This is a genomic window from Epilithonimonas sp. (genome assembly GCF_032055105.1).
Classification (GTDB): Bacteria; Bacteroidota; Bacteroidia; order Flavobacteriales; family Weeksellaceae; genus Epilithonimonas.
Genome location: NZ_DAMBRK010000003.1, coordinates 1 through 20,072 on the forward strand (window position 1 = coordinate 1; position 20,072 = coordinate 20,072).

The window sequence follows — 20,072 nt, forward strand, 5'->3', positions numbered from 1 at the left end:
AAAATTTTCTTTGATGGTTAATTTTCTTAATTCCTTTAAAATAAAATCGTAAATTACATCTAGGTTATTCATCATGTATTAGATTGGTAGTCAATACAATATACGAAATTTTCGTATTATGAGTAACCTTTTTTATAATGCACTACGGGTAATATATAAAATATTAAAGAAAAATTATACGCCACTAAAAGCACTAAAACCACCATCAATAGGCAGTAAAGCGCCTGTAATAAAACTTGCAGCCTCTGAACATAAAAATTGTACAGCGCCATTCAGTTCTTCTGCATCACCGAAACGTCCCATCGGCGTTTTTGCAATGACTTTTTTACTTCTGTCCGTGAGCGAACCGTCTGGATTCAAGAGAATGGCTCTATTTTGGTCACCGATGAAAAATCCCGGAGCAATCGCATTCACACGGATTTTATCGCCATATTTTAAAGCCAAATCCGAAGCCAGCCATTGTGTAAAATTGGTAATCGCTGACTTTGCCGCAGAATATCCCGCTACTCTCGTAATCGCCGAATAAGCTGCCATTGAAGAAATATTCACAATACTTCCACCGCCATTTTCCACCATCGCTTTTCCGAAAACAAAACTTGGGTAAACCGTTCCATTGATATTAAGATTGGTCACCTCATCCCAAGCTTCCATTTTCATATCCAGAAAAGACTGCTCTGGAGAAAGTGTTGCAGACGGAATATTACCTCCTGCGATATTGAGCAGAATATCAATCTTACCATATTTTTCAATGATTTTTTTTGAAGCTGACTCAAGGCTTTCGACATTCATCACGTTGGCTTCTACTGCGAAAGCTTCTCCGCCTAAATCTGTTAATTCTTTCACACGAGCATCAAGAGTTTCCTGATTTCTTCCTAAAGCCACGATTTTTGCTCCGGCTTCTATGAAGCTTTTGGCAAGACTTCCTCCTAAAACGCCGGAAGCGCCGGTGATGACTGCTACTTTATCTTTTATGCTGAAAATGTTTTTCATTTTTAATAATTAATGATTGGATGTTGAACCCTTTGGGTTCTTTATTTCTACTTGTAATTGACAGCTGCCATTACGCCCTCGATTTGACCTAGAGCAAGCATTCTTCCCAAAAACGAATAACCTGGATTGTAACCTTTATCGATATCATCTGTCAACAATCTGCCGTGGTCGACACGCATTGGTAAGCTTGGATTTTCTTTTTCGAAGATTTTAATGACTTCAATTAATTTTCCTCTACCTTCCAAATGATTCGCTTCTATGAAATCTCCATTATCAAAAACATTGGTACTTCTAAGATGGACAAACTTGGTTCGGGAAGCGTATTTTTGAGCTAATTTTGGAACATCATTTTGCAATCCTGCACTTAACGAACCTGTACAGAAAGTCAATCCGTTGTGAGGATTATCGACTGCATTTAAAAACCAATCGATGTCTTCTTCATTCGTTACGATTCTCGGTAAACCTAATAATGAAAATGGCGGATCGTCTGGATGGACACACATTTGGATTCCGTATTGTTCACAGACAGGCATTATTTTTTCGAGGAAATACTTCATATTCTCTCGAAGCTGATTTTTATCGATTCCGTCATATAATGCTAATAAAGCTTTGAACTTCCGAACCGGATTTTGATCTTCTTCGGAAATATTTCCGTTGACAAAACCCTGAGTTTTAACAATGACAGAATCTATCAAATCATTTTTATCATCTTCTGTAATTTTAGATTTAAGTTCTTCAACTTTAGCTAAAATTTCATCAGAATAGTCATTTTTAGCACCTTCTCTTTCAAGGATATAAATCTCGAAATAAGCAAACTTGGTCTTATCAAAATATAATGATGAAGAACCATCTTTCCATTGGTAATAAAGATCAGTTCTCGCCCAATCTAAAACCGGCATAAAATTGTAACAAACAGTCGTGATGCTTGCTTTGCCAAGATTTTCTAAGCTTAGAATATACTTTTCTATAAGAGAATCTCTGTCTGCGCCTCCATATTTGATAGCTTCCATTACCGGAAGACTTTCTACAACCGACCAGCGAAGACCGTGAATTTCTATATGACTTTTATATTCTGTGATTGCATCTAATGACCAAACATCTCCATTCTTGATGTCGTGTAAAGCAGAAACAATTCCTTCTACTCCTATTTGACGTAGCATACTTAAAGTAATTTTGTCTTTTTTACCGAACCAGCGCCAAGTTTTTTCCATAATTATTTTATTGATAATCATTAAACAAAGCAGATGTAAAAGCTACATCTACTTTGTTCTTGATTGATATGAATGTAAAATTTTTTAAAAATTAATATCCAGGATTTTGATAAGCTGCTAATTCGCTTGGACTTAGCTCCATCGCATCCATTTGCCCTTGAGGAATAGGTCTTAGATATAAATAGTTAGGAATTGTTCTGTTATAAACTTTTGGTGTATGATCTGTAAGAGCAGTACCTCCAATTGTGTAGGACTTAGCCAACTCTCCCCATTTCTGAGTTCTTACTAAATCAAACCATCTATAACCTTCTCCAAAATACTCTCTTGATCTTTCCGCCAAGATATAATCAATAGTAATTACCGCAGGTGTTGCAGCTTTCATAACAGCACTATTGTCTTCAACTTTAGCTATATTTCCATTGTTGTTCCATCTCCACTTACCTGCTCTAGCTCTAATTACATTAATCAAATCTCTTGCACTGCTAGCTCCAGTTGCTCCCTTCACTGCCGCCTCTGCCGCTACGAAATATAGTTCTGAAAACTTAGCAATTGGGAAAGGTCTTGGATTTCCTCCATTAGGCTGACCTAAACCAGTGTATGAAGATCTGTAATACCCAATCTTCCATAAGTTAAGATAAGCATATCTGTTGATCCCATTTGGTGAGATTACAAAATCAGCTCTTCCAGGAATTACCCCTGCTCCAACATTACTTTTGTAAAGAGAATTAGAATAATCTATAGTTGTTGCTGGTTCATCATCCAAAAAAGAAAGAATTGCACTTCCAACTTGCACCGGTAAGCCATTGGCTCCATACAATGTATTGGTTGTAATTCCTGCTTTGTTCCAATTGGATCTAAAAGTAGTTACAAAAGTTCCATCATATCTAGAGTCATTCACTTTATCTGCAAAAGTGTTTTTAACAACTTCAATTGGTGGAGCCATACATTTCCAAGGTCTTCCGTAGGCTTGTGCTGATTCTCTTTGAACAGTTCTTACTTTTGCCCCCGTCCAAGCAGCGTCTGAAGAACTTTCTAAGAACGTATAATCCCAAGTAGTCATCCACATTGCAAAGTTCCCAGGAGAAGACCCTGTATTATAAGAAGCACTTGAACCATCAAAATATTCGCTATTCTCGGTGTGATCTGCATACAACATCATTTCACTATGACGATCGTTTGAACCAACGTTTACATCATAATAAGTTGGCTGTAATGCGTAACTACCTGGACTATTAATTCCTTCCAAAGCAATATTATAAGCATTCTGGAAATACCATTGTGCATTCTGTCCGTTGGGATCAGTTCGGGATGTTTCTGGATATGTTGGTATATTGTTTGGATTTTGCAACCACCAACCGTAAGTTAAATAAGCCTTTGCTAAATATAATCTAGCCAAAGTTTTTGTAACTCCTCCAGTTACACGTGGAGCTGCTGGGAGATCTTCGATTGCTTTTATCAAATCTGGAAAAATGGCTTTTGTATAGACCTCAGAAACTGTATTACGCTTTGAAGCTCTTATTGTACTATTATTAAAAGCTAATTCTCCTGATCCAAGATCCAAAGGAACTCCACCAAAAGTCTGAACTAAATTAAAGTACATAAAACCTCTAAAAAATCTCGCTTCTGCAAGTAAGCTGTTGGAAATATTGAACTGCCCTCCTTTTTCAAGAACTCCATTAGATGTATTAATAGATTTGAATGCATTGTTCCATAAAACATCTGACCTACTGCTGGCAGGTGTTAATTGACCTACACCCGAGAGATCCATATCCTTGTAGTTTCCATCTGCTCCGTGACCGTAAGTATATTCATCAGTTCCAGTTTCTGTAGCGTTCAGCCAATAACCGTTACCATAGATATTTCTAAGGTTAGCATACATAAATGTGATCCCTCCTAAAACACCTTCCTCGGTTTCAAAATAAGCCGATGTAAAAGTACCACGAGGTGTTTCTTCCAATAAATCTTTTGCGCAGCTTGATAAAACCAATGTTGCCAAAACTGCTTTGACTGCTATATTTATTCTGAATTTTTTCATTTTGAACAATTTTTAGAATGTTAAATTAAGACCAATCATATAGTTACGTATAGATGGTGTGCTGCTACCCACTGTAAGAAATCTATTTTTGTAAACATCATTAACAGCTTGATTTTCATTACCATATGAATTTGTCTCCGGATCCATCCCAGATTCGTCGTGATAAGGTGAGAAGAATACAAATGGATTGGTAACAGTGGCATATAATCTTAATTTCGTAATTCCAGCTTTTTTGAAAATTTCTTGATCAAAATTATAACCAATAGTGATTGTTCTGATTTTAAGATAAGAAGCATCAAATAATGCTAAAGTACTTCCATACTTTGGGTTATTACTACTCTGGATACCTCCTGGTTTTGGATATCTTACGTTTGGATTTTCTTCTGTCCAGTAATCTACATCTACGTTATTTCTTCTACCACTCAGCATATTCAGATAACCAGTATTTCCATAAAGTGTACTGATTAAAACGCCTCCGCTTTTGAATGCTCCTACAATACTCAAATCCCAATTTTTATAAGCTAATCTTGTATTGAAACCTCCTGTAAAATCTGGATCAGTATTAATGATTTGCCTATCTGATGCATTTACAGCTCTTACCGGTGTTCCATCTGCATTATAATCGCCTGTGTAAAGAACTTTAATCATTCCGACATTACCACCTGGCTCCAAGATATCCAAATAAGGATCACCATTTTGCCAAAGCCCCTGATATTGGTAATCATAAATTGAATTAATAGAATGTCCTACAAACCACCAATTGGTTTCATCTCTTGTTGCACCAGAGGCTAAAGAAGTAATTTTATTCCTATTAGCAGCTAAATTAAACCCTAAATCCCAACTGAAATCTTGTCCATTAATAATACTTCCGTTAAGCGATAATTCAAAACCTCTATTTCGTGTAGATCCTACATTTGACAAGATTACATCAGCACCAGAAGTTGCTGGCAACCTTAAGTCCAAAAGTAAATCTTTGGTATTGGTTATGTAATATTCGAAAGTACCGGAAATTCTATTATTAAATAAGCCAAAGTCCAAACCATAATTTAAAGTTTCAGAATATTCCCATCCCAATTTTGGATTTGGTAATCTGTTTCCATTATAACCAATCGTGTAATACTCACCAAAATTATACGGCGTTGGTGTTAATTGTCCTAAGGTTTGGTAAGGATTTACAGCTTGATTAGCTGTTCCACCATAACCGAAGCGTAATTTTAATTGGTTAATATATTTGGAATCTCTTAAGAATGATTCATTCGCGACATTCCAACCAGCAGAAAATGCATTGTATGTATGCCATTGATATCCTGGCGATAATCTGGAAGAACCATCTCCTCTGATAGAAGCAGAAAACATATAACGTCCATCATACTCATACATCACACGACCCATCCAAGAACTCAGTCCCCAAACTTGGTAACCTTGATTACTTGGATTTATAGTTATTTCTCCCTCGGCCTGACCTAAGTTATAAAACTGAAAAGCGTCTGTTGGAATATCTCTAGCTGTGATATAAGAACTATTGAATTTTCTTTGTTCCTGTGATTGCAATGCTACTACGCTTACTTTATGTTTATCAGCAAATGTTCTGTCATAGCTCAGGATATTCTCATTAACCCAATGTGTCATCAAAGAATTTCCAATGGATGCTGTTGAAAGATTGTTAGGATCTGAACTGAAAATGCCTTGACCTGTATATGATCCAGAATTGGATGTTTTGAAGTTAAGACCAACATTAGTTCTGAATTTAAGTCCTTTTATCCAAGGGAAATTAAATTCTCCATATAAATTGTTATAAGAGCTGAATGAAATCTCTTTATCTATCCAAGCGTCACCCAATCTTTCTATGCTAGCTCTAGTAGTAACATATTGGATGTCATTTGCCATCTCTACTCTCTCTTTCAAAGTTCCGTCTGCATTATACGGATTAGCAATAGGAGTATTACTTAATGCATTACCTATTCCAAGATTAGAACCTTTGTTAACAGTATAAGCATTGTTGGATGACATTCCTACTTTAAAGTATTTGCCTAATTCCTGATCTAAACTTCCTCGGAAATTTAATCTTTCAAAACCTTGTCCTGGCAAAACAGATTTTTCGTTGTAATAGCTGAATCCGAAGTTATAAGCTCCTTTCTCAGAACCACCAGCAATACCAACATCGTGGTTTGTAGTAATTCCTTTTTTGTAAAGAAGATCTTGCCAATCTGTATTAACAGTATTATCTACCTCATCTACACCCGGTTGCGTAAAAAGACCGGCATCTGCACGAAGCTTGTTGAACTTTTCATTATTCATCATCGGATATTTTGAGAAAACCTCAGAAAGTCCTGTAAAAGTATTATATGAAAAAGTTGCTTTTTGTCTCTTTCTACCAGCTTTAGAAGTTACAATGATAACCCCATTAGCTCCTCTTGAGCCATAAATAGCTGTTGCAGAAGCATCTTTCAAGATATCCAAGCTTTGGATATCATTAGGACTAATATCAGCTAATGAACCCTGAAAAGGAATCCCGTCCAATACAATCAAAGGATCATTATTCCCAGTAAGAGAACGTGTTCCTCTAATTCTAATCTGCATAGGTGCACCTGGTTTACTAGACGTCTGAGAAATATCCACACCAGCCGCTCTACCCTGCAAAGCCTGGCTGATATTAGACGATGGAACTTCCCTCATCACATCTCCTTTTACAGAAACCACAGATCCTGTTACAGACTCTTTTCTCTGTTTACCATATCCAATAACTACAACCTCTTCTATCTTCTTTTCACTATTTGCAACAGTATCATTGGTAGTTTGAGAATAAACAAGGCCAGAAGGCAATAAAGCCATTGCAAAGAAAATTGCAGCTTTATTTTTGGCAAAATTAAATCTATTCATAATTTTTGTTTGTTTGAGTGTTAGTAAAAGCTATTGTACTAGATGTACATATTTACAATCGCTTCGAATAGCTCCTGCTTACCGCTTTTCGGTTGAGGTTCTCCTAATTCGTGCGCCAATTTTTGAAGATCTTGCAATGATAATTTTCCTTCTTCAAAAGCTTTCCCATTTCCACTATCAAATGATGAATATCGTTCTGTTCTTAATTTGTTATAATCTGATTTTTCAAGGATATCTGCTGCTACCAAAAGTCCTTTTGCAAAAACATCCATTCCAGAAATATGAGAAATAAACAAATCGTCTGCATCTATAGAGTTTCTTCTGATTTTTGCATCGAAGTTCACGCCTCCTGTTCCTAATCCTCCACCAGGAATAATTGCTAACCAAGCTTGTGCTAAGTCGTAGTAATCAATCGGGAATTGATCTGTATCCCAACCATTCTGATTATCACCACGGTTGGCATCAATACTTCCTAACATTCCAGCATCAACTGCTGCTTGAAGATCGTGCTCGAAAGTATGACCAGCTAAAGTTGCGTGATTCACTTCAAGATTCAATTTAAAATCTTTATCCAATCCGTAATGTCTCAAGAAACCAATTACTGTTTCAGCATCGTAGTCATACTGGTGCTTTGTAGGTTCCATTGGTTTTGGTTCTATCAAGAAATTACCTGTGAAACCTTGACTTCTAGCATAATCACGAGAAATTGTCAAGAATTTAGCTAAATGCTCTTTCTCACGTTTCATATCTGTGTTAAGAAGACTCATATAACCTTCTCTTCCGCCCCAGAAAACATAATTTTCTCCGCCAAGAGCGATTGTTGCATCAATAGCGTTTTTAACTTGAGTTCCTGCGCAAGCTACCACATCAAAGTTTGGATTGGTAGAAGCGCCGTTCATATATCTCTCGTGAGAAAAAACGTTGGCAGTTCCCCAAAGCAATTTGATTCCAGAAGCTGCTTGCTTTTCTTTAGCATATTCTACAATCGCTTGAAGATTAGATTCGTATTCTTTCCAGCTATTCCCTGCATCAACCAAATCTACATCGTGGAAACAGTAATATTCGAAACCGATTTTGGTCATAAACTCGAAACCTGCATCCATCTTATATTTTGCTCTGGAAACGGCATCATTTCCAATATTCCAAGGATGATGAATAGTTCGGCCACCAAATGGATCGCTACCATCTGCACATAGTGTATGCCACCAAGCCATTGCGAAACGCATCCATTCTTTCATTGGTTTTCCCATCACAACTTTATCCGCTTCATAGTAGCGGAAAGCCATTGGATTTCTGCTTTCTTTCCCTTCAAATTTGATCTGCTCAATACCTGAAAAAAACTCTTTAGTTCCTTTTAAAATGTTCATAATTTTTGATTTATATATTTAATTATTTTTTTAAAATTAGGCGTAGGAATAACATTCTCACTGATTTTTTTGACTCTCAGCGAGTAAAATAATTATTGTTAATGAATTGGATTTAAACGATTTGCCTTAGGTGATTACCCCATCTGTGATAAGCTTCTAGATATTGCTCTCTTTTCTCGTGTTCTGGTTCTATAACTGCTATTTTTTCTAATGATGAGAAAGCTTCTTTGGAATCTGCATAGAAACCGATTCCCATTCCTGCGGCTCTGGCTGCACCAACAGCTCCATCTGTATCATAAAGTTCTATTGTAACATTACTTACACTTGCCAAGGTCTGACGGAATATAGAACTCAAAAACATATTGGCATTTCCTGCTTTTACGACTTGGATATCCATTCCCATATGTCTCATAATGTCCATTCCGTACTCGTAAGAGAAAACAATTCCTTCTTGTGCAGCACGCAGAATATCACCTTTGGAATGAATGTTAAAGTTGATTCCGTGGATAGAACAATCTGTTTCTTTATTTTCCAAAACTCTCTCTGCTCCGTTACCAAACGGAATAATACTAAGACCTTTAGAACCAATCGGTGAAAGCGATGCTAAGTCATTCATATCTCCGTAAGAGGATAATGATGTTGCAAAGTTGTGTTTCAGCCAAGAATTCAGAATTCCAGTTCCGTTAATGCAAAGTAAAACGCCTAATCTTGTTTGTTCATCGGTATGATTAACGTGAGCAAAAGTGTTGACCCTTGATAATTTATCATAATCCAATTGATCCAAAACACCATAAACTACACCCGATGTACCCGCAGTTGAGGCAATTTCTCCCGGATTGAAAACATTAAGTGAAAGTGCATTGTTTGGTTGATCGCCTGCTCTGTAAGAAATTGGTGTTCCTATCTTCAAACCTAATTCCTGAGCGGCTTCTGCTGAAACTGTTGCTTGAACTCCGAAAGTCGGAACAATCTCTGGGAAAAAACTTTTTGGAATTCCATAATAATTAATAACATCTTCTGAGATACAATTGTTTTTAAAATCCCAAAAGATTCCTTCTGAAAGACCTTCTACAGTGATTCCAATTTCGCCTGATAGTTTCATAGCGATATAATCTCCGGGAAGCATTATTTTATCAATTTTCTCAAAAAGCTCAGGCTCATTCTCCTTTACCCAAGCCACTTTCGAAGCTGTGAAATTACCCGGGGAATTAAGAAGATGAGAGAGACATTTTTCTTCTCCAATAGCTTTGAACGCCTTCTCACCATAAGGAACTGCTCTACTATCGCACCAGATAATCGAAGGACGAAGAATATTTTGGTCTTTATCCACCAAGATCAATCCGTGCATCTGCCAAGTGATTCCGATAGCTTTGATATCTTCCGGATCTATTCCAGAATGAGATATTACAGATTCGTGTGCCAATTTCAGATTGGTCCACCAGTCAGAAGGATTTTGCTCTGCCCATCCTGGTTGAATTGCTGTAATCTTCATTTCTTTTTTTGGTGAAAAATCTGAAGCAATAATTTTTCCGCTGGAAGCTTCGATCAGACAAACCTTTACAGACGAACTACCTATATCATATCCTAGCAAATACATTATTATCGAAGATTTATTTAATTAATTTGTTATTATTTTTTTTATAAATTTTGGCATCGAATTTATAATACCTTGCAGCTCTGTGTGCTACATTGGTTTCAATCTCATCCAAAGGAATAATGTAATTGAAGGAGGAAATCTTTTTATGAAAATTCTTGATATCAATATTTCTCTCACTTACTGCATTATACAGCTGGTAAAGTTGTCTTATTGTAAACTTTTTCGGAAGCAATTCAAAAATGATAGAAAAATCAGATTCAATCCACTTTCTGATTTCCACCAATGACTCTCTGATAATTTGATTATGATCAAAAGGTAACGACGGAACTTTGTCTATTGGGCACCAATCAACAGTATCATACTTGCTGCTATTAATTTTGTGATCTATTTTACAAAGCGATAGATATGCTACAGTAATGATTCTATCAATATTCTCTTTGTACTCTTTATCCATCCACTGTATATCGTGCTTATTACTACTACGGTTGGGGTCTGCAAAACATTTGAATTGTTTAAGTACCATTTTCTTGATTCCCGTCAACTCGTGTAATACTCTCTCTGCAGCATCATCTACATCTTCATCGCTAAAAATTAAACTTCCAGGTAGTTTTTTCTGCTTTTCAGTTGGCATATCTTCAAGATACCTTTGCGCCAACAAAATATTGAGTCTGTTCTCGTGATCGAAACCAAAAACAACACAGTCAACAGAAACATAAGTATGAATAAAAGTTGGGCTCATTAGCGTGTTAACATTTACGTAACATCACAAATATAAAAATAGAATTGAATAAAAAAAAATATTTTCTTCATTACTTACTGCTTATCAACTATTTACATATCTATTTTTCATGATAAGATTTGAATACAAAATATGATAAGGTTATCATACTTTATACGAATACAAAATTCTTCAAACCCATTAATATCAATTTATTAGACAATAAATTAATTAAATATCAAAAAATACAAATCAATTCATATATATGATAAGAATAGAAAAAAAACATTAGTATTTTTTTTCAAAAAAAAGTGTTAAAAATGCTTTTTAACTTTATAAATTATCAAAATTATTGAATTCGTATTCACCATTTTTGTGGTTGATATAATAAATAATGTTAAAATGTGATCTAAACTTCATGAAAAATGCAGAAAAGTATATTATAAATCTTAAAGTTTTTCAACAGTATTTTATTCGATGATTTTCGGTTAAATAACTTTGTGGTTGTTGTTGTGGTTGTTGTTGTGGTTGTTATAGATAATAACGATGCTGAAAAAGCTCATGTTTTAAATATAACTAATATTGGGGATATTAAAATTCTAAGTATAGATCCTGAAAAAATATAATCTTATTTGACTTAAATCGAAAGAAGCAGTTAATAATCATTCGTTGTTCAATCAAAAGACCAAAATTCATTTATTTTCACACTTATACGTTGGTCATAACTCAAGATAGTATTAAGAATTACATTCTGAATCCGATATTTATAGCTTTTTTTACCTATGATTGAAAGTTTTGAATATTTTGATATTAAACATAAGTAAGAAGTGAGTGAGTTATACAAAATAGTAATGCAGAGCATAAAAAAACTCCTTAATATCAGTGTATTAAGGAGTTTTTACGTGGTCCCACCTGGGCTCGAACCAGGGACCACCTGATTATGAGTCAGAATTTTATACTTTCCTATATTTTCCCTTACTGTATATTTTATTGATTTACAATTGTTTAAATGAAATTATTCTAACTTAAAATTCCTTTTTTTTCCTATTTTTTATATATTTGTGTTACCTATGTGTTACCCAGAAAATATAAAATTGTATGGCAACTTTAAAAATAACATTAAAAGACAAACAGCTTTCTAATGGACTGTTTCCTATATATTTAAGAGTTACAGTTGAGCGTAAAAGGAAATTAATTTCAATCGGATATGCTTGCGAAAAATCGGATTGGAATGAAAATAAGTCAGAGTTTAGAAAATCTTATCCTGAATATATTCAGAAAAATGCAGCTTTAATAAAAATAAAGAACAGAGCGGAAGATATTTTTTCTACGGCTTTAGGTAATGGTGAAGCATTATCCATAGAAGAATTCGAAGAGATATTCTTTAAATATAAAAACGATAATAAAATTTCAGTAAATCAATTTTGGGATGATCATGTTGAAAGTCTGAACAAGGCTAGAAGAACTGGGAATGCAAAATACTATAAAGAGTGTAAAATTTCATTCTTGGGCTTTTTAGAAAATAAAGTAATATATTTTAAAAGCATTACGCCAGCACTTTTAATGGACTACGAAGTCTATTTAAGATCGAGAGGTTCTCAAGACAGCGGCATAGCTGTTAGAATGCGCGCTATCCGTTCGATTTACAATACCGCAATCATTAAGGGTGTTGCCTTTAAAGACAACTACCCTTTTAACAGCTACAAGATTTCAAAATTGAAAGCTGCAAGCAATAAACGAGCTATCTCATTCGAAAATATTCAAAAGATCCGCAGTTTAGATTTGAGTAAAGAACCAACACTGATCAATTCCAGAAATTATTTTGTATTTAGTTACTACACAAGAGGCATGAACTTTTTCGATATGATGAAACTTCAATGGAAAGATATTATTGATGATAATATCCACTATCAGCGTAGTAAAACTAAAATAAATTTTGTCATCAAAATAACTCAGCCAATCTCTGAAATATTATTGTATTATAAAAAGTTACAGAAGAGTAAAAAATATGTTTTTCCTTTAATTGTGAATGAAAAATGTACTCCACAGCAGTTAGAATACAGAAAGCATAAAACACTTCAAAAGTTCAATAATGATTTACAAAAGATTGCCAAATTATGTGAAATAGAAACTAAATTAACAAGTTATGTAGCAAGACATAGTTTTGCTACAAATCTTAAGCAAAAAGGAGTTTCAACTGATATCATATCAGAAGCTTTGGGGCACCAGAATGTGGCCATAACGCAAACTTATCTTAAAGAGCTTGAATCATCGGTAATTGAAAGTGCTGTCGAACAGTTACTTTAATAATTTGCTTGGTTCATCAAATCATAAATGCTTGTAAATATGTGGTTTGGAAAGATAGAAAAGTGTTTCTGCCGATATGAGATATGTCTACACCGATCCTACAAAAGAAGCAGCAAAAGCCCTTTAGCAGATTTTGCAGCAAAATGAGAATGTAAATATTTATATGCGATTCAATCTTGACAAACAATTGGGATGAATTAACTGTGTTTTTTGATTTCCCAATCCAAATTCGTAAAATTATATATACTGCTAATTTAATCGAAAATATGAACGGAAAAATAGGAAAATACACCAAAAATAAAATGTCTTTTCCTACCCACGATGCGGTTTTGAAGTCTGTTTATTTAGCCCTAAAAGAATCAACTAAAAAATGGACGATGCCTATTCATAATTGGGCATTGCCGGCAAGAGATTACCTGCAATTTTATTCCGAAAATTTAAATTCGCTTGAAATCTATTCCACATTCTATAGAAGGCCGACCAATAAAACCCTTTAAAAGTGCCACCAAACTACACCTGTAGATTTCAAATTCTTCATTAAAATTCCAAAAAACTTTACGCACATCATGCGTCTTCAGGATACTTCTATCGAAACGAGTGAGTTTTGCGAACATATTCATTCAGAACTTCAAGAGAAACTTGCAGGATTTTTATATCAGCTTCCGCCATCCTTTAAATATTCTGACGAAAATTTAAGCCGAATAATTCAAACGGTTGAGCAAAGATTTTTGAATGTCGTGGAATTCCGGGATCGATCTTGGTGGAATCAAGAGGTCATGGCTTTGCTAGAGAAATTCAACATTCATTTTTATGACTTTTGAAAGTATTCTTAAATATTTAATCCTAATCAGGTGAAATTTTTATAACATTTGACTACCTTTAACATATCTTAACGATACCAAGTTATCTTCAGGAAAATTTAAAAACCAAGAAACACGATAGCAATATGAAAACTTATTTAGCCATAAGAAAGTTTCTTCCTATTTATTTCTTATTGTTCTTTTCCGTTACAAAAGCTCAGATTCCGGATTCTACACAAACCATCCATAAGCCTGCGGAGTCTGTAGTTTATCCCAAACTTCAAATCAAGGGATTATTTCAGGCAAGGTATCTTGTAGGTATGAAGGATAATGTGGATGTTAATGGACTTCATCACCTAGATAATAGCGGGACTGACAATAATTTCATGATCAAATACATGAGAGTTCAGGTGCGCGCTCAAATCAGTAAACATACCGAAGTAGCTGTCCTCGCCAATCTCGCAGACTTTAAGAATGATCCTAAATCAAGAGTTCTTGAAAATGCCTACCTAAAATATACTTTCAGTCCTAAATTAGCCTTTACTGTTGGGCAGTTCCGACCATTGTTCGGACTTGAGGAAACTTATCCTGTTGATATCATTAAGTCTTTTGATTGGTCAAATCAATATACAGAGTTTGGAAAATTAGGCTGGACTAGCTTTCAGATTGGTTTATCTGCAACCGGACAACTGCAGCTTGGAGATATTCCTTTTCAGTATGCAGTCTCCGTAGTCAATGGAAATGGTAAAAATCAGATTAATGACAATGACAATGGGAAACAGTATTCCACAAGGTTGGTTTTTGGACTTTTGAAAAAATACGGTTTAAATATTGGCCTCAATGGCGGTGTGGGAGAAGTAATGAGCAAAAAGGTATATGCCGTTGGACTAGACCTAAGTTCACTTATTCATTTTAATCCCAAGTGGAGTTTTGATATGCAGCTTGAAGCAAAACAGGCAACAAATCATCCTCTTTATTTTGCTGTAGCACCTGAATTACGGCCAGTAAATCCAGATGAATATCAAATTCGGGGTGCTTATTTTTTGCCGCATCTCCGTTACGAAATCAATCACAACAATCTCAGCGCACTTGAACTATCGTGCCGTTATGAATATTTGGATACCAATTTTAGGCTTAATTCAAATCCCAGACAGACCATCACCCCTATGTTTGGATTGGAATTTTTAAAAGACTATGGTGCAAGAATTCAACTAGGTATGCAATTCGACCGTTATAAACATTCCATTGAAAACACCAGTCAATACAATAACAATCTTTTCATTGTTCAGGTTCAAAGTAGATTTTAATAAAACCAATCATTATGAAAGAAATTAACATCAAAGCTGTTGCAATTACTTTTGCAGTCGCACTTGTAATATGGTTTATACCCGCACCGCAAGGAGTGGCGGAAAATGCATGGCATCTTTTTGCAATTTTTGCAGCCACAATTCTTGGAATCATCTTAAAGGCTGCTCCAATGGGGACGATGTGCATGATGGCAATAGGTTTTACTGCTCTTACGCAAGTGGTTGCTCCGGGAGATGCAGGAAAATCAATTACCAAGGCATTAAGTGGTTTTGGAGATAAAGTAATTTGGCTGATAGGAATTTCATTCTTTATCGCAAGAGGATTTATCAAAACAGGACTTGGAAACAGAATTGCTTTCCTTTTCATCAGAATTTTCGGTAAAAGTTCATTAGGCTTGGCTTATGGTTTAGGATTAGCCGATGTCTGTTTGGCTCCGGCAATTCCGAGTAATACCGCACGAGGTGGCGGAATTATCTACCCTATTATGAAATCCATGGCGATCAGCTTTGACTCTGTTCCCGATAAACCTGAAACACACAGAAAATTGGGTTCTTATTTGACGTTGAACAGTTATTACATGAATCTTATTGCATCTTCCATGTTTTTGACCGGAACAGCAAGTAACCCTATGTGTCAGAAATTCGCTGCCAACTTGGGAATCAACATCACTTGGATGTCTTGGGCTGCAGCAGGATTTGTACCAGGATTGGTAGCGTTCTTTATAGTGCCGCTGGTCTTGTATAAATTATATCCACCTGAATTAAAGAAAACCGCAGATGCTCCTAGAATGGCTGCAGAGAAATTAAAAGAAATGGGACCTATTTCTAAAAATGAATGGCTCATGTTATTAGCATTTTTTATTCTGTTGGCCCTTTGGATTTTTGGTGGTGCATTGTCAATTGATGCCACTACTACAGCTTTTATCGGTTTAACGCTATTACTGCTCACATCAGTCTTAACGTGGGAAGACGTCAAAGCAGAAAAAGGAGCTTGGGATACCATAGTATGGTTTGCTGTGCTTGTTATGATGGCCAGCTCTCTTAATGAGCTAGGATTTATTGGATGGTTTAGCAATCTGATTAAAATGGAAATTGGTGGAATGACCTGGATCATTGCATTTCCAGTTATTATTCTCGTTTACTTTTTTAGCCATTATATTTTCGCAAGTGCTACCGCGCATGTAGCAGCAATGTATGCAGCCTTATTGAGCGTTGGAATTGCCGTAGGAATTCCTCCAATGTTATTAGCAATGATGCTTGGATTTTTGGGTTCAATTTATGGAGTTCTAACCCATTATGGTCATGGTCCTGCTCCTGTATTTTTTGGAAGCGGATATGTTGATTTAAAAGAATGGTGGCTTAGAGGTTTGGAAATAGGAATTGTTTTACTAATCATTTATATGGGCGTGGGTGGTCTGTGGATGAAGATTCTAGGGTACTATTAATCATAAACCATACAATATGCTGTCTACGTTATCACGAAAAATACTGATGTGCGTTACGGGGTTGTTCCTTAGTTTCTTTCTGTTGATTCATTTCCTTGGAAATCTTCAGCTGTTTTTACCGCAGGAGCAGGCTCATCTTCAATTTAATGCCTATTCCCATTTTTTGGCAGGAAATATAATTATAAAAATCGTTTCGTATGTTTTATATACGAGCATCATCGTGCATGCCGTGGATGGATTAATCATCACTATAAAAAATCAGAAATCAGGAGGAAAATACAGAACCGACAACAGAAAAAGAGCCAGTACATGGGCATCCAGAAATATGGGAATTTTGGGAACATTGATTTTAATCTTCCTTGTAATTCATTTTCAGAATTTTTGGTATGTCTATAAATTTGGTAATCTTCCTTTGGATGATAACGGAAATAAAGATTTGTACATTTTAGTCATAACCGTTTTTAAAGAATGGTGGTACGTGCTCATTTATGTGGTATCAATGATTGCATTGTGCTATCACCTGATTCACGGAATTCAAAGTGCAGTTAGAACTTTAGGTGTATTTCATCCGAAATTTGTAAAATGGTTTAAAAATGCTGGAATCGCTTATTCATTAATCATAAGTTGTGGCTTTGCATTAATGCCGATTTATATATTTTTCACTAACCGCTAAATTTTGACAGTATGATCTTAGATTCAAAGATACCGGAAGGACCATTAGAAAAGAAATGGGAAAACTATAAAAAAACTGCGAAGCTTGTCAATCCCGCCAACAGAAAAAAATTGGATATCATTGTTGTCGGTACTGGATTGGCAGGAAGCTCGGTTGCAGCTTCATTAGGTGAGATGGGCTATAATGTAAAATCATTCTGTTTTCAGGACAGTGCGAGGAGGGCACATTCTGTAGCGGCTCAAGGAGGAGTGAATGCCGCTAAAAATTATAAAAATGATGGCGACAGTGTGTTCCGAATGTTTGTTGATACTTTAAAAGGTGGAGATTTCAGAGCGCGTGAAGCCAATGTTTACCGAATGGCAGAATGTTCTTTAAACCTTATCGACCAAGCGGTTGCACAAGGTGTTCCTTTTGGAAGAGAATATGGAGGATATTTGAATAACCGTTCTTTTGGTGGCGTTCAGGTAAGCCGAACTTTTTATGCGAGAGGACAAACGGGACAACAATTGCTTCTCGGCGCTTATCAAGCTTTAATGCGTCAGGTCGGGAAGAAAAGCGTTCAGTTATTTACGAGACACGAAATGCTGGATTTGGTCATCATTGAAGGAAAAGCGAGAGGTATTATTGTAAGAAATTTAGATACTGGAGAAATCGAAAGGCATTCAGCCCACGCCGTTGTTTTGGCTACAGGAGGTTATGGAAAAATCTATTATTTATCTACTTTGGCGATGGGTTGCAACGGTTCTGCGATTTGGCGGGCTCACAAAAAAGGAGCTTTGATGGCTTCCCCGAGTTGGATTCAGGTACACCCTACTTCACTTCCGCAGTCTGGAGATTATCAGTCGAAGTTAACTTTGATGTCGGAATCTTTGCGAAATGACGGCAGAATATGGGTTCCTTTAAAAGAAAATGAAACCAGGCCTCCTAATGAAATCCCTGAAAATGAAAGAGATTATTATCTAGAAAGACGATATCCAGCTTTCGGAAATCTAGCGCCAAGAGACATTTCTTCGCGAGCTGCAAAAGAAAGAATAGATGCAGGTTTTGGAATCGGACCGTTAAAAAATGCAGTATATCTTGATTTTTCTAAAGCAATTAAAGAACAAGGTAAAGAAAAAATTGAGGAGAAATACGGGAATTTATTCGATATGTATCTGAAAATTACAGGATATGATGCTTATCAGGAGCCAATGATGATTTCGCCATCCGCACATTTTTCTATGGGTGGACTTTGGGTAGATTATGAATTAATGACCACCATTCCCGGATTGTTTGCTTTAGGAGAAGCTAATTTTGCCGATCACGGCGCGAATCGATTGGGAGCCAATTCCCTACTTCAGGCTTCCGTGGACGGGTATTTTATTGCACCATATACCATTGCCAATTACTTGTCTCAGGAAATCCATACCGGAAAAATCTCAACCGATGGTGTAGAATTTGAGAAAGCTGAAAATCACATTAAACAGCAAATTGAAGGTTTCATCAATATTAATGGAACAAAAACTGTTGATTATTTCCACAAAACTTTGGGCAAATTACTTTATGATTATTGTGGTTTAGCTCGGAATGAAGAAGGTTTACAATTCGCCATCAAAGAGATAAAAAAGCTAAAACAAGAATTTTATAGAGATGTAAAAGTATCAGGAAAAGCCGAAGCAATGAACGCTGAACTTGAAAAAGCCGGACGCGTTGCTGATTATTTTGAAATCGGTGAATTAATGTGCTATGATGCTCTAACCCGAAATGAATCTTGTGGTGCACATTTTCGTGAAGAATTTCAAACTCCAGATGGAGAAGCTTTGAGGAATGATGATGAATTTCAATTTATTTCAGCTTGGGCCTGGAAAGGTGAAAACAATGAACCTGAGCTCATTAAAGAGCCTCTGATTTTTGAAGAAATACAGCCAACTGTAAGAAGTTACAAATAAAACACAAAAACCTATGGATTTACATCTTAAAATATGGAGACAGAAAGATAATCAAAGTGAAGGGAAACTGGTGAATTATGATTTAAAAGACTTAAATCCTCACATGTCTTTTTTAGAAATGCTGGATACTTTGAACGAGAAATTGATCCTACAAGGTGACGAACCAGTTGAGTTTGATCATGATTGTCGGGAAGGCATTTGCGGCCAATGTGGGGTAATGATTAATGGTTTGGCTCATGGACCTTTGGAACATACTACCACCTGTCAGCTTCACTTAAGGTCTTTCAAAGATGGAGATACCATTGTTATTGAGCCTTTCCGTGCATTAGCTTTTCCTATAAAAAAAGATTTAAAAGTAGACCGTTCTGCATTTGATAGAATTATTTCTGCCGGTGGTTTTGTATCGGTAAATACTGGTCAAGCACCGGATGCCACAGCCATTGCAATTACCCATCAAACTGCTGAGGAAGCCTTTGATTCCGCAGCATGTATTGGTTGCGGAGCTTGTGTAGCAACGTGCAAAAATGCAAGTGCTGCCTTATTTACCTCCGCAAAGATTAGTCACATGGTTTTGCTTCCACAAGGAAAAGAAGAACGAAGTAATCGGGTTTTGAATATGGTAAAACAAATGGATGCTGAGCATTTTGGTCATTGTTCCAACACTGAAGCGTGCGAAATAGAATGTCCGCAAGGAATTTCTGTTTTAAATATTGCAAGAATGAATTTTGAATACGGAAGAGCTTTGTTTTTAAGAAAGTAAAACACTGAAATTTGTAATTGTTTTTTTCACTCAAAAAAGATTCTTTTTTACCAA

At 35.8% G+C, this 20,072-nt stretch carries 13 protein-coding genes and 2 pseudogenes; 8 read left to right on the forward strand and 7 right to left on the reverse strand.

Annotation, left to right across the window (positions count from 1 at the left end):
- Nucleotides 1-174: 174 nt before the first annotated feature.
- The 7 genes from RTY06_RS02830 to RTY06_RS02860 all read right to left on the reverse strand — a co-directional run bounded on the left by RTY06_RS02830 (nt 175) and on the right by RTY06_RS02860 (nt 10,819).
- On the reverse strand, nt 175-990 hold the full coding sequence (locus RTY06_RS02830) for an SDR family oxidoreductase (protein ID WP_312822657.1): 816 nt from the start codon (nt 988-990) through the stop codon (nt 175-177).
- 47 nt (nt 991-1,037) lie between these two features.
- A complete protein-coding gene (gene uxuA / locus RTY06_RS02835; RefSeq protein ID WP_312822659.1) occupies nt 1,038-2,201 on the reverse strand; it encodes a mannonate dehydratase in 1,164 nt (387 codons plus the stop codon).
- 91 nt (nt 2,202-2,292) lie between these two features.
- Nucleotides 2,293-4,236 carry a RagB/SusD family nutrient uptake outer membrane protein gene (locus RTY06_RS02840; RefSeq protein ID WP_312822661.1) on the reverse strand — a complete coding sequence of 648 codons (1,944 nt, stop codon included), beginning with the start codon at nt 4,234-4,236 and terminating at the stop codon, nt 2,293-2,295.
- Nucleotides 4,237-4,248: 12 nt separating this feature from the next.
- Complete coding sequence (locus RTY06_RS02845; protein ID WP_312822663.1) at nt 4,249-7,116, reverse strand: SusC/RagA family TonB-linked outer membrane protein; 2,868 nt, start codon at nt 7,114-7,116, stop codon at nt 4,249-4,251.
- Nucleotides 7,117-7,154: 38 nt separating this feature from the next.
- A complete protein-coding gene (gene xylA, locus RTY06_RS02850; protein ID WP_312822664.1) occupies nt 7,155-8,483 on the reverse strand; it encodes a xylose isomerase in 1,329 nt (442 codons plus the stop codon).
- Between the two features lie 112 nt (nt 8,484-8,595).
- The gene (locus tag RTY06_RS02855; RefSeq protein ID WP_312822666.1) at nt 8,596-10,080 is read right to left on the reverse strand and encodes a xylulokinase; all 1,485 of its coding nucleotides are present in this window, start codon (nt 10,078-10,080) and stop codon (nt 8,596-8,598) included.
- Between the two features lie 13 nt (nt 10,081-10,093).
- A complete protein-coding gene (locus tag RTY06_RS02860; RefSeq protein WP_312822668.1) occupies nt 10,094-10,819 on the reverse strand; it encodes an NrtR DNA-binding winged helix domain-containing protein in 726 nt (241 codons plus the stop codon).
- 1,077 nt (nt 10,820-11,896) lie between these two features.
- On the opposite strand from RTY06_RS02860, the gene RTY06_RS02865 reads away from it, so the two are divergent.
- From RTY06_RS02865 to RTY06_RS02900, 8 genes and pseudogenes are all read left to right on the forward strand, one after another.
- Nucleotides 11,897-13,105 carry a site-specific integrase gene (locus tag RTY06_RS02865; RefSeq protein WP_312822669.1) on the forward strand — a complete coding sequence of 403 codons (1,209 nt, stop codon included), beginning with the start codon at nt 11,897-11,899 and terminating at the stop codon, nt 13,103-13,105.
- Between the two features lie 2 nt (nt 13,106-13,107).
- Nucleotides 13,108-13,602, forward strand: a pseudogene (locus RTY06_RS02870) (transposase); the annotation flags it as partial.
- 18 nt (nt 13,603-13,620) lie between these two features.
- A pseudogene (locus RTY06_RS02875) lies at nt 13,621-13,926 on the forward strand (DUF72 domain-containing protein); the annotation flags it as partial.
- Nucleotides 13,927-14,099: 173 nt separating this feature from the next.
- Nucleotides 14,100-15,212: a porin gene (locus RTY06_RS02880; RefSeq protein WP_312822671.1), complete on the forward strand. Its 1,113-nt coding sequence runs from the start codon at nt 14,100-14,102 to the stop codon at nt 15,210-15,212.
- Nucleotides 15,213-15,226: 14 nt separating this feature from the next.
- Nucleotides 15,227-16,657 (forward strand): anion permease, encoded by a 1,431-nt coding sequence (locus RTY06_RS02885; protein ID WP_312822673.1) that lies wholly within the window; start codon nt 15,227-15,229, stop codon nt 16,655-16,657.
- A gap of 16 nt (nt 16,658-16,673) precedes the next feature.
- Nucleotides 16,674-17,330 carry a succinate dehydrogenase cytochrome b subunit gene (locus RTY06_RS02890; protein WP_312822674.1) on the forward strand — a complete coding sequence of 219 codons (657 nt, stop codon included), beginning with the start codon at nt 16,674-16,676 and terminating at the stop codon, nt 17,328-17,330.
- A gap of 11 nt (nt 17,331-17,341) precedes the next feature.
- Nucleotides 17,342-19,258, forward strand: a complete 1,917-nt coding sequence (locus RTY06_RS02895; RefSeq protein ID WP_312822676.1) for a fumarate reductase/succinate dehydrogenase flavoprotein subunit — start codon at nt 17,342-17,344, stop codon at nt 19,256-19,258.
- A 13-nt stretch (nt 19,259-19,271) separates the two neighbouring features.
- Complete coding sequence (locus tag RTY06_RS02900) at nt 19,272-20,018, forward strand: succinate dehydrogenase/fumarate reductase iron-sulfur subunit (protein ID WP_312822678.1); 747 nt, start codon at nt 19,272-19,274, stop codon at nt 20,016-20,018.
- Nucleotides 20,019-20,072 lie beyond the last annotated feature (54 nt).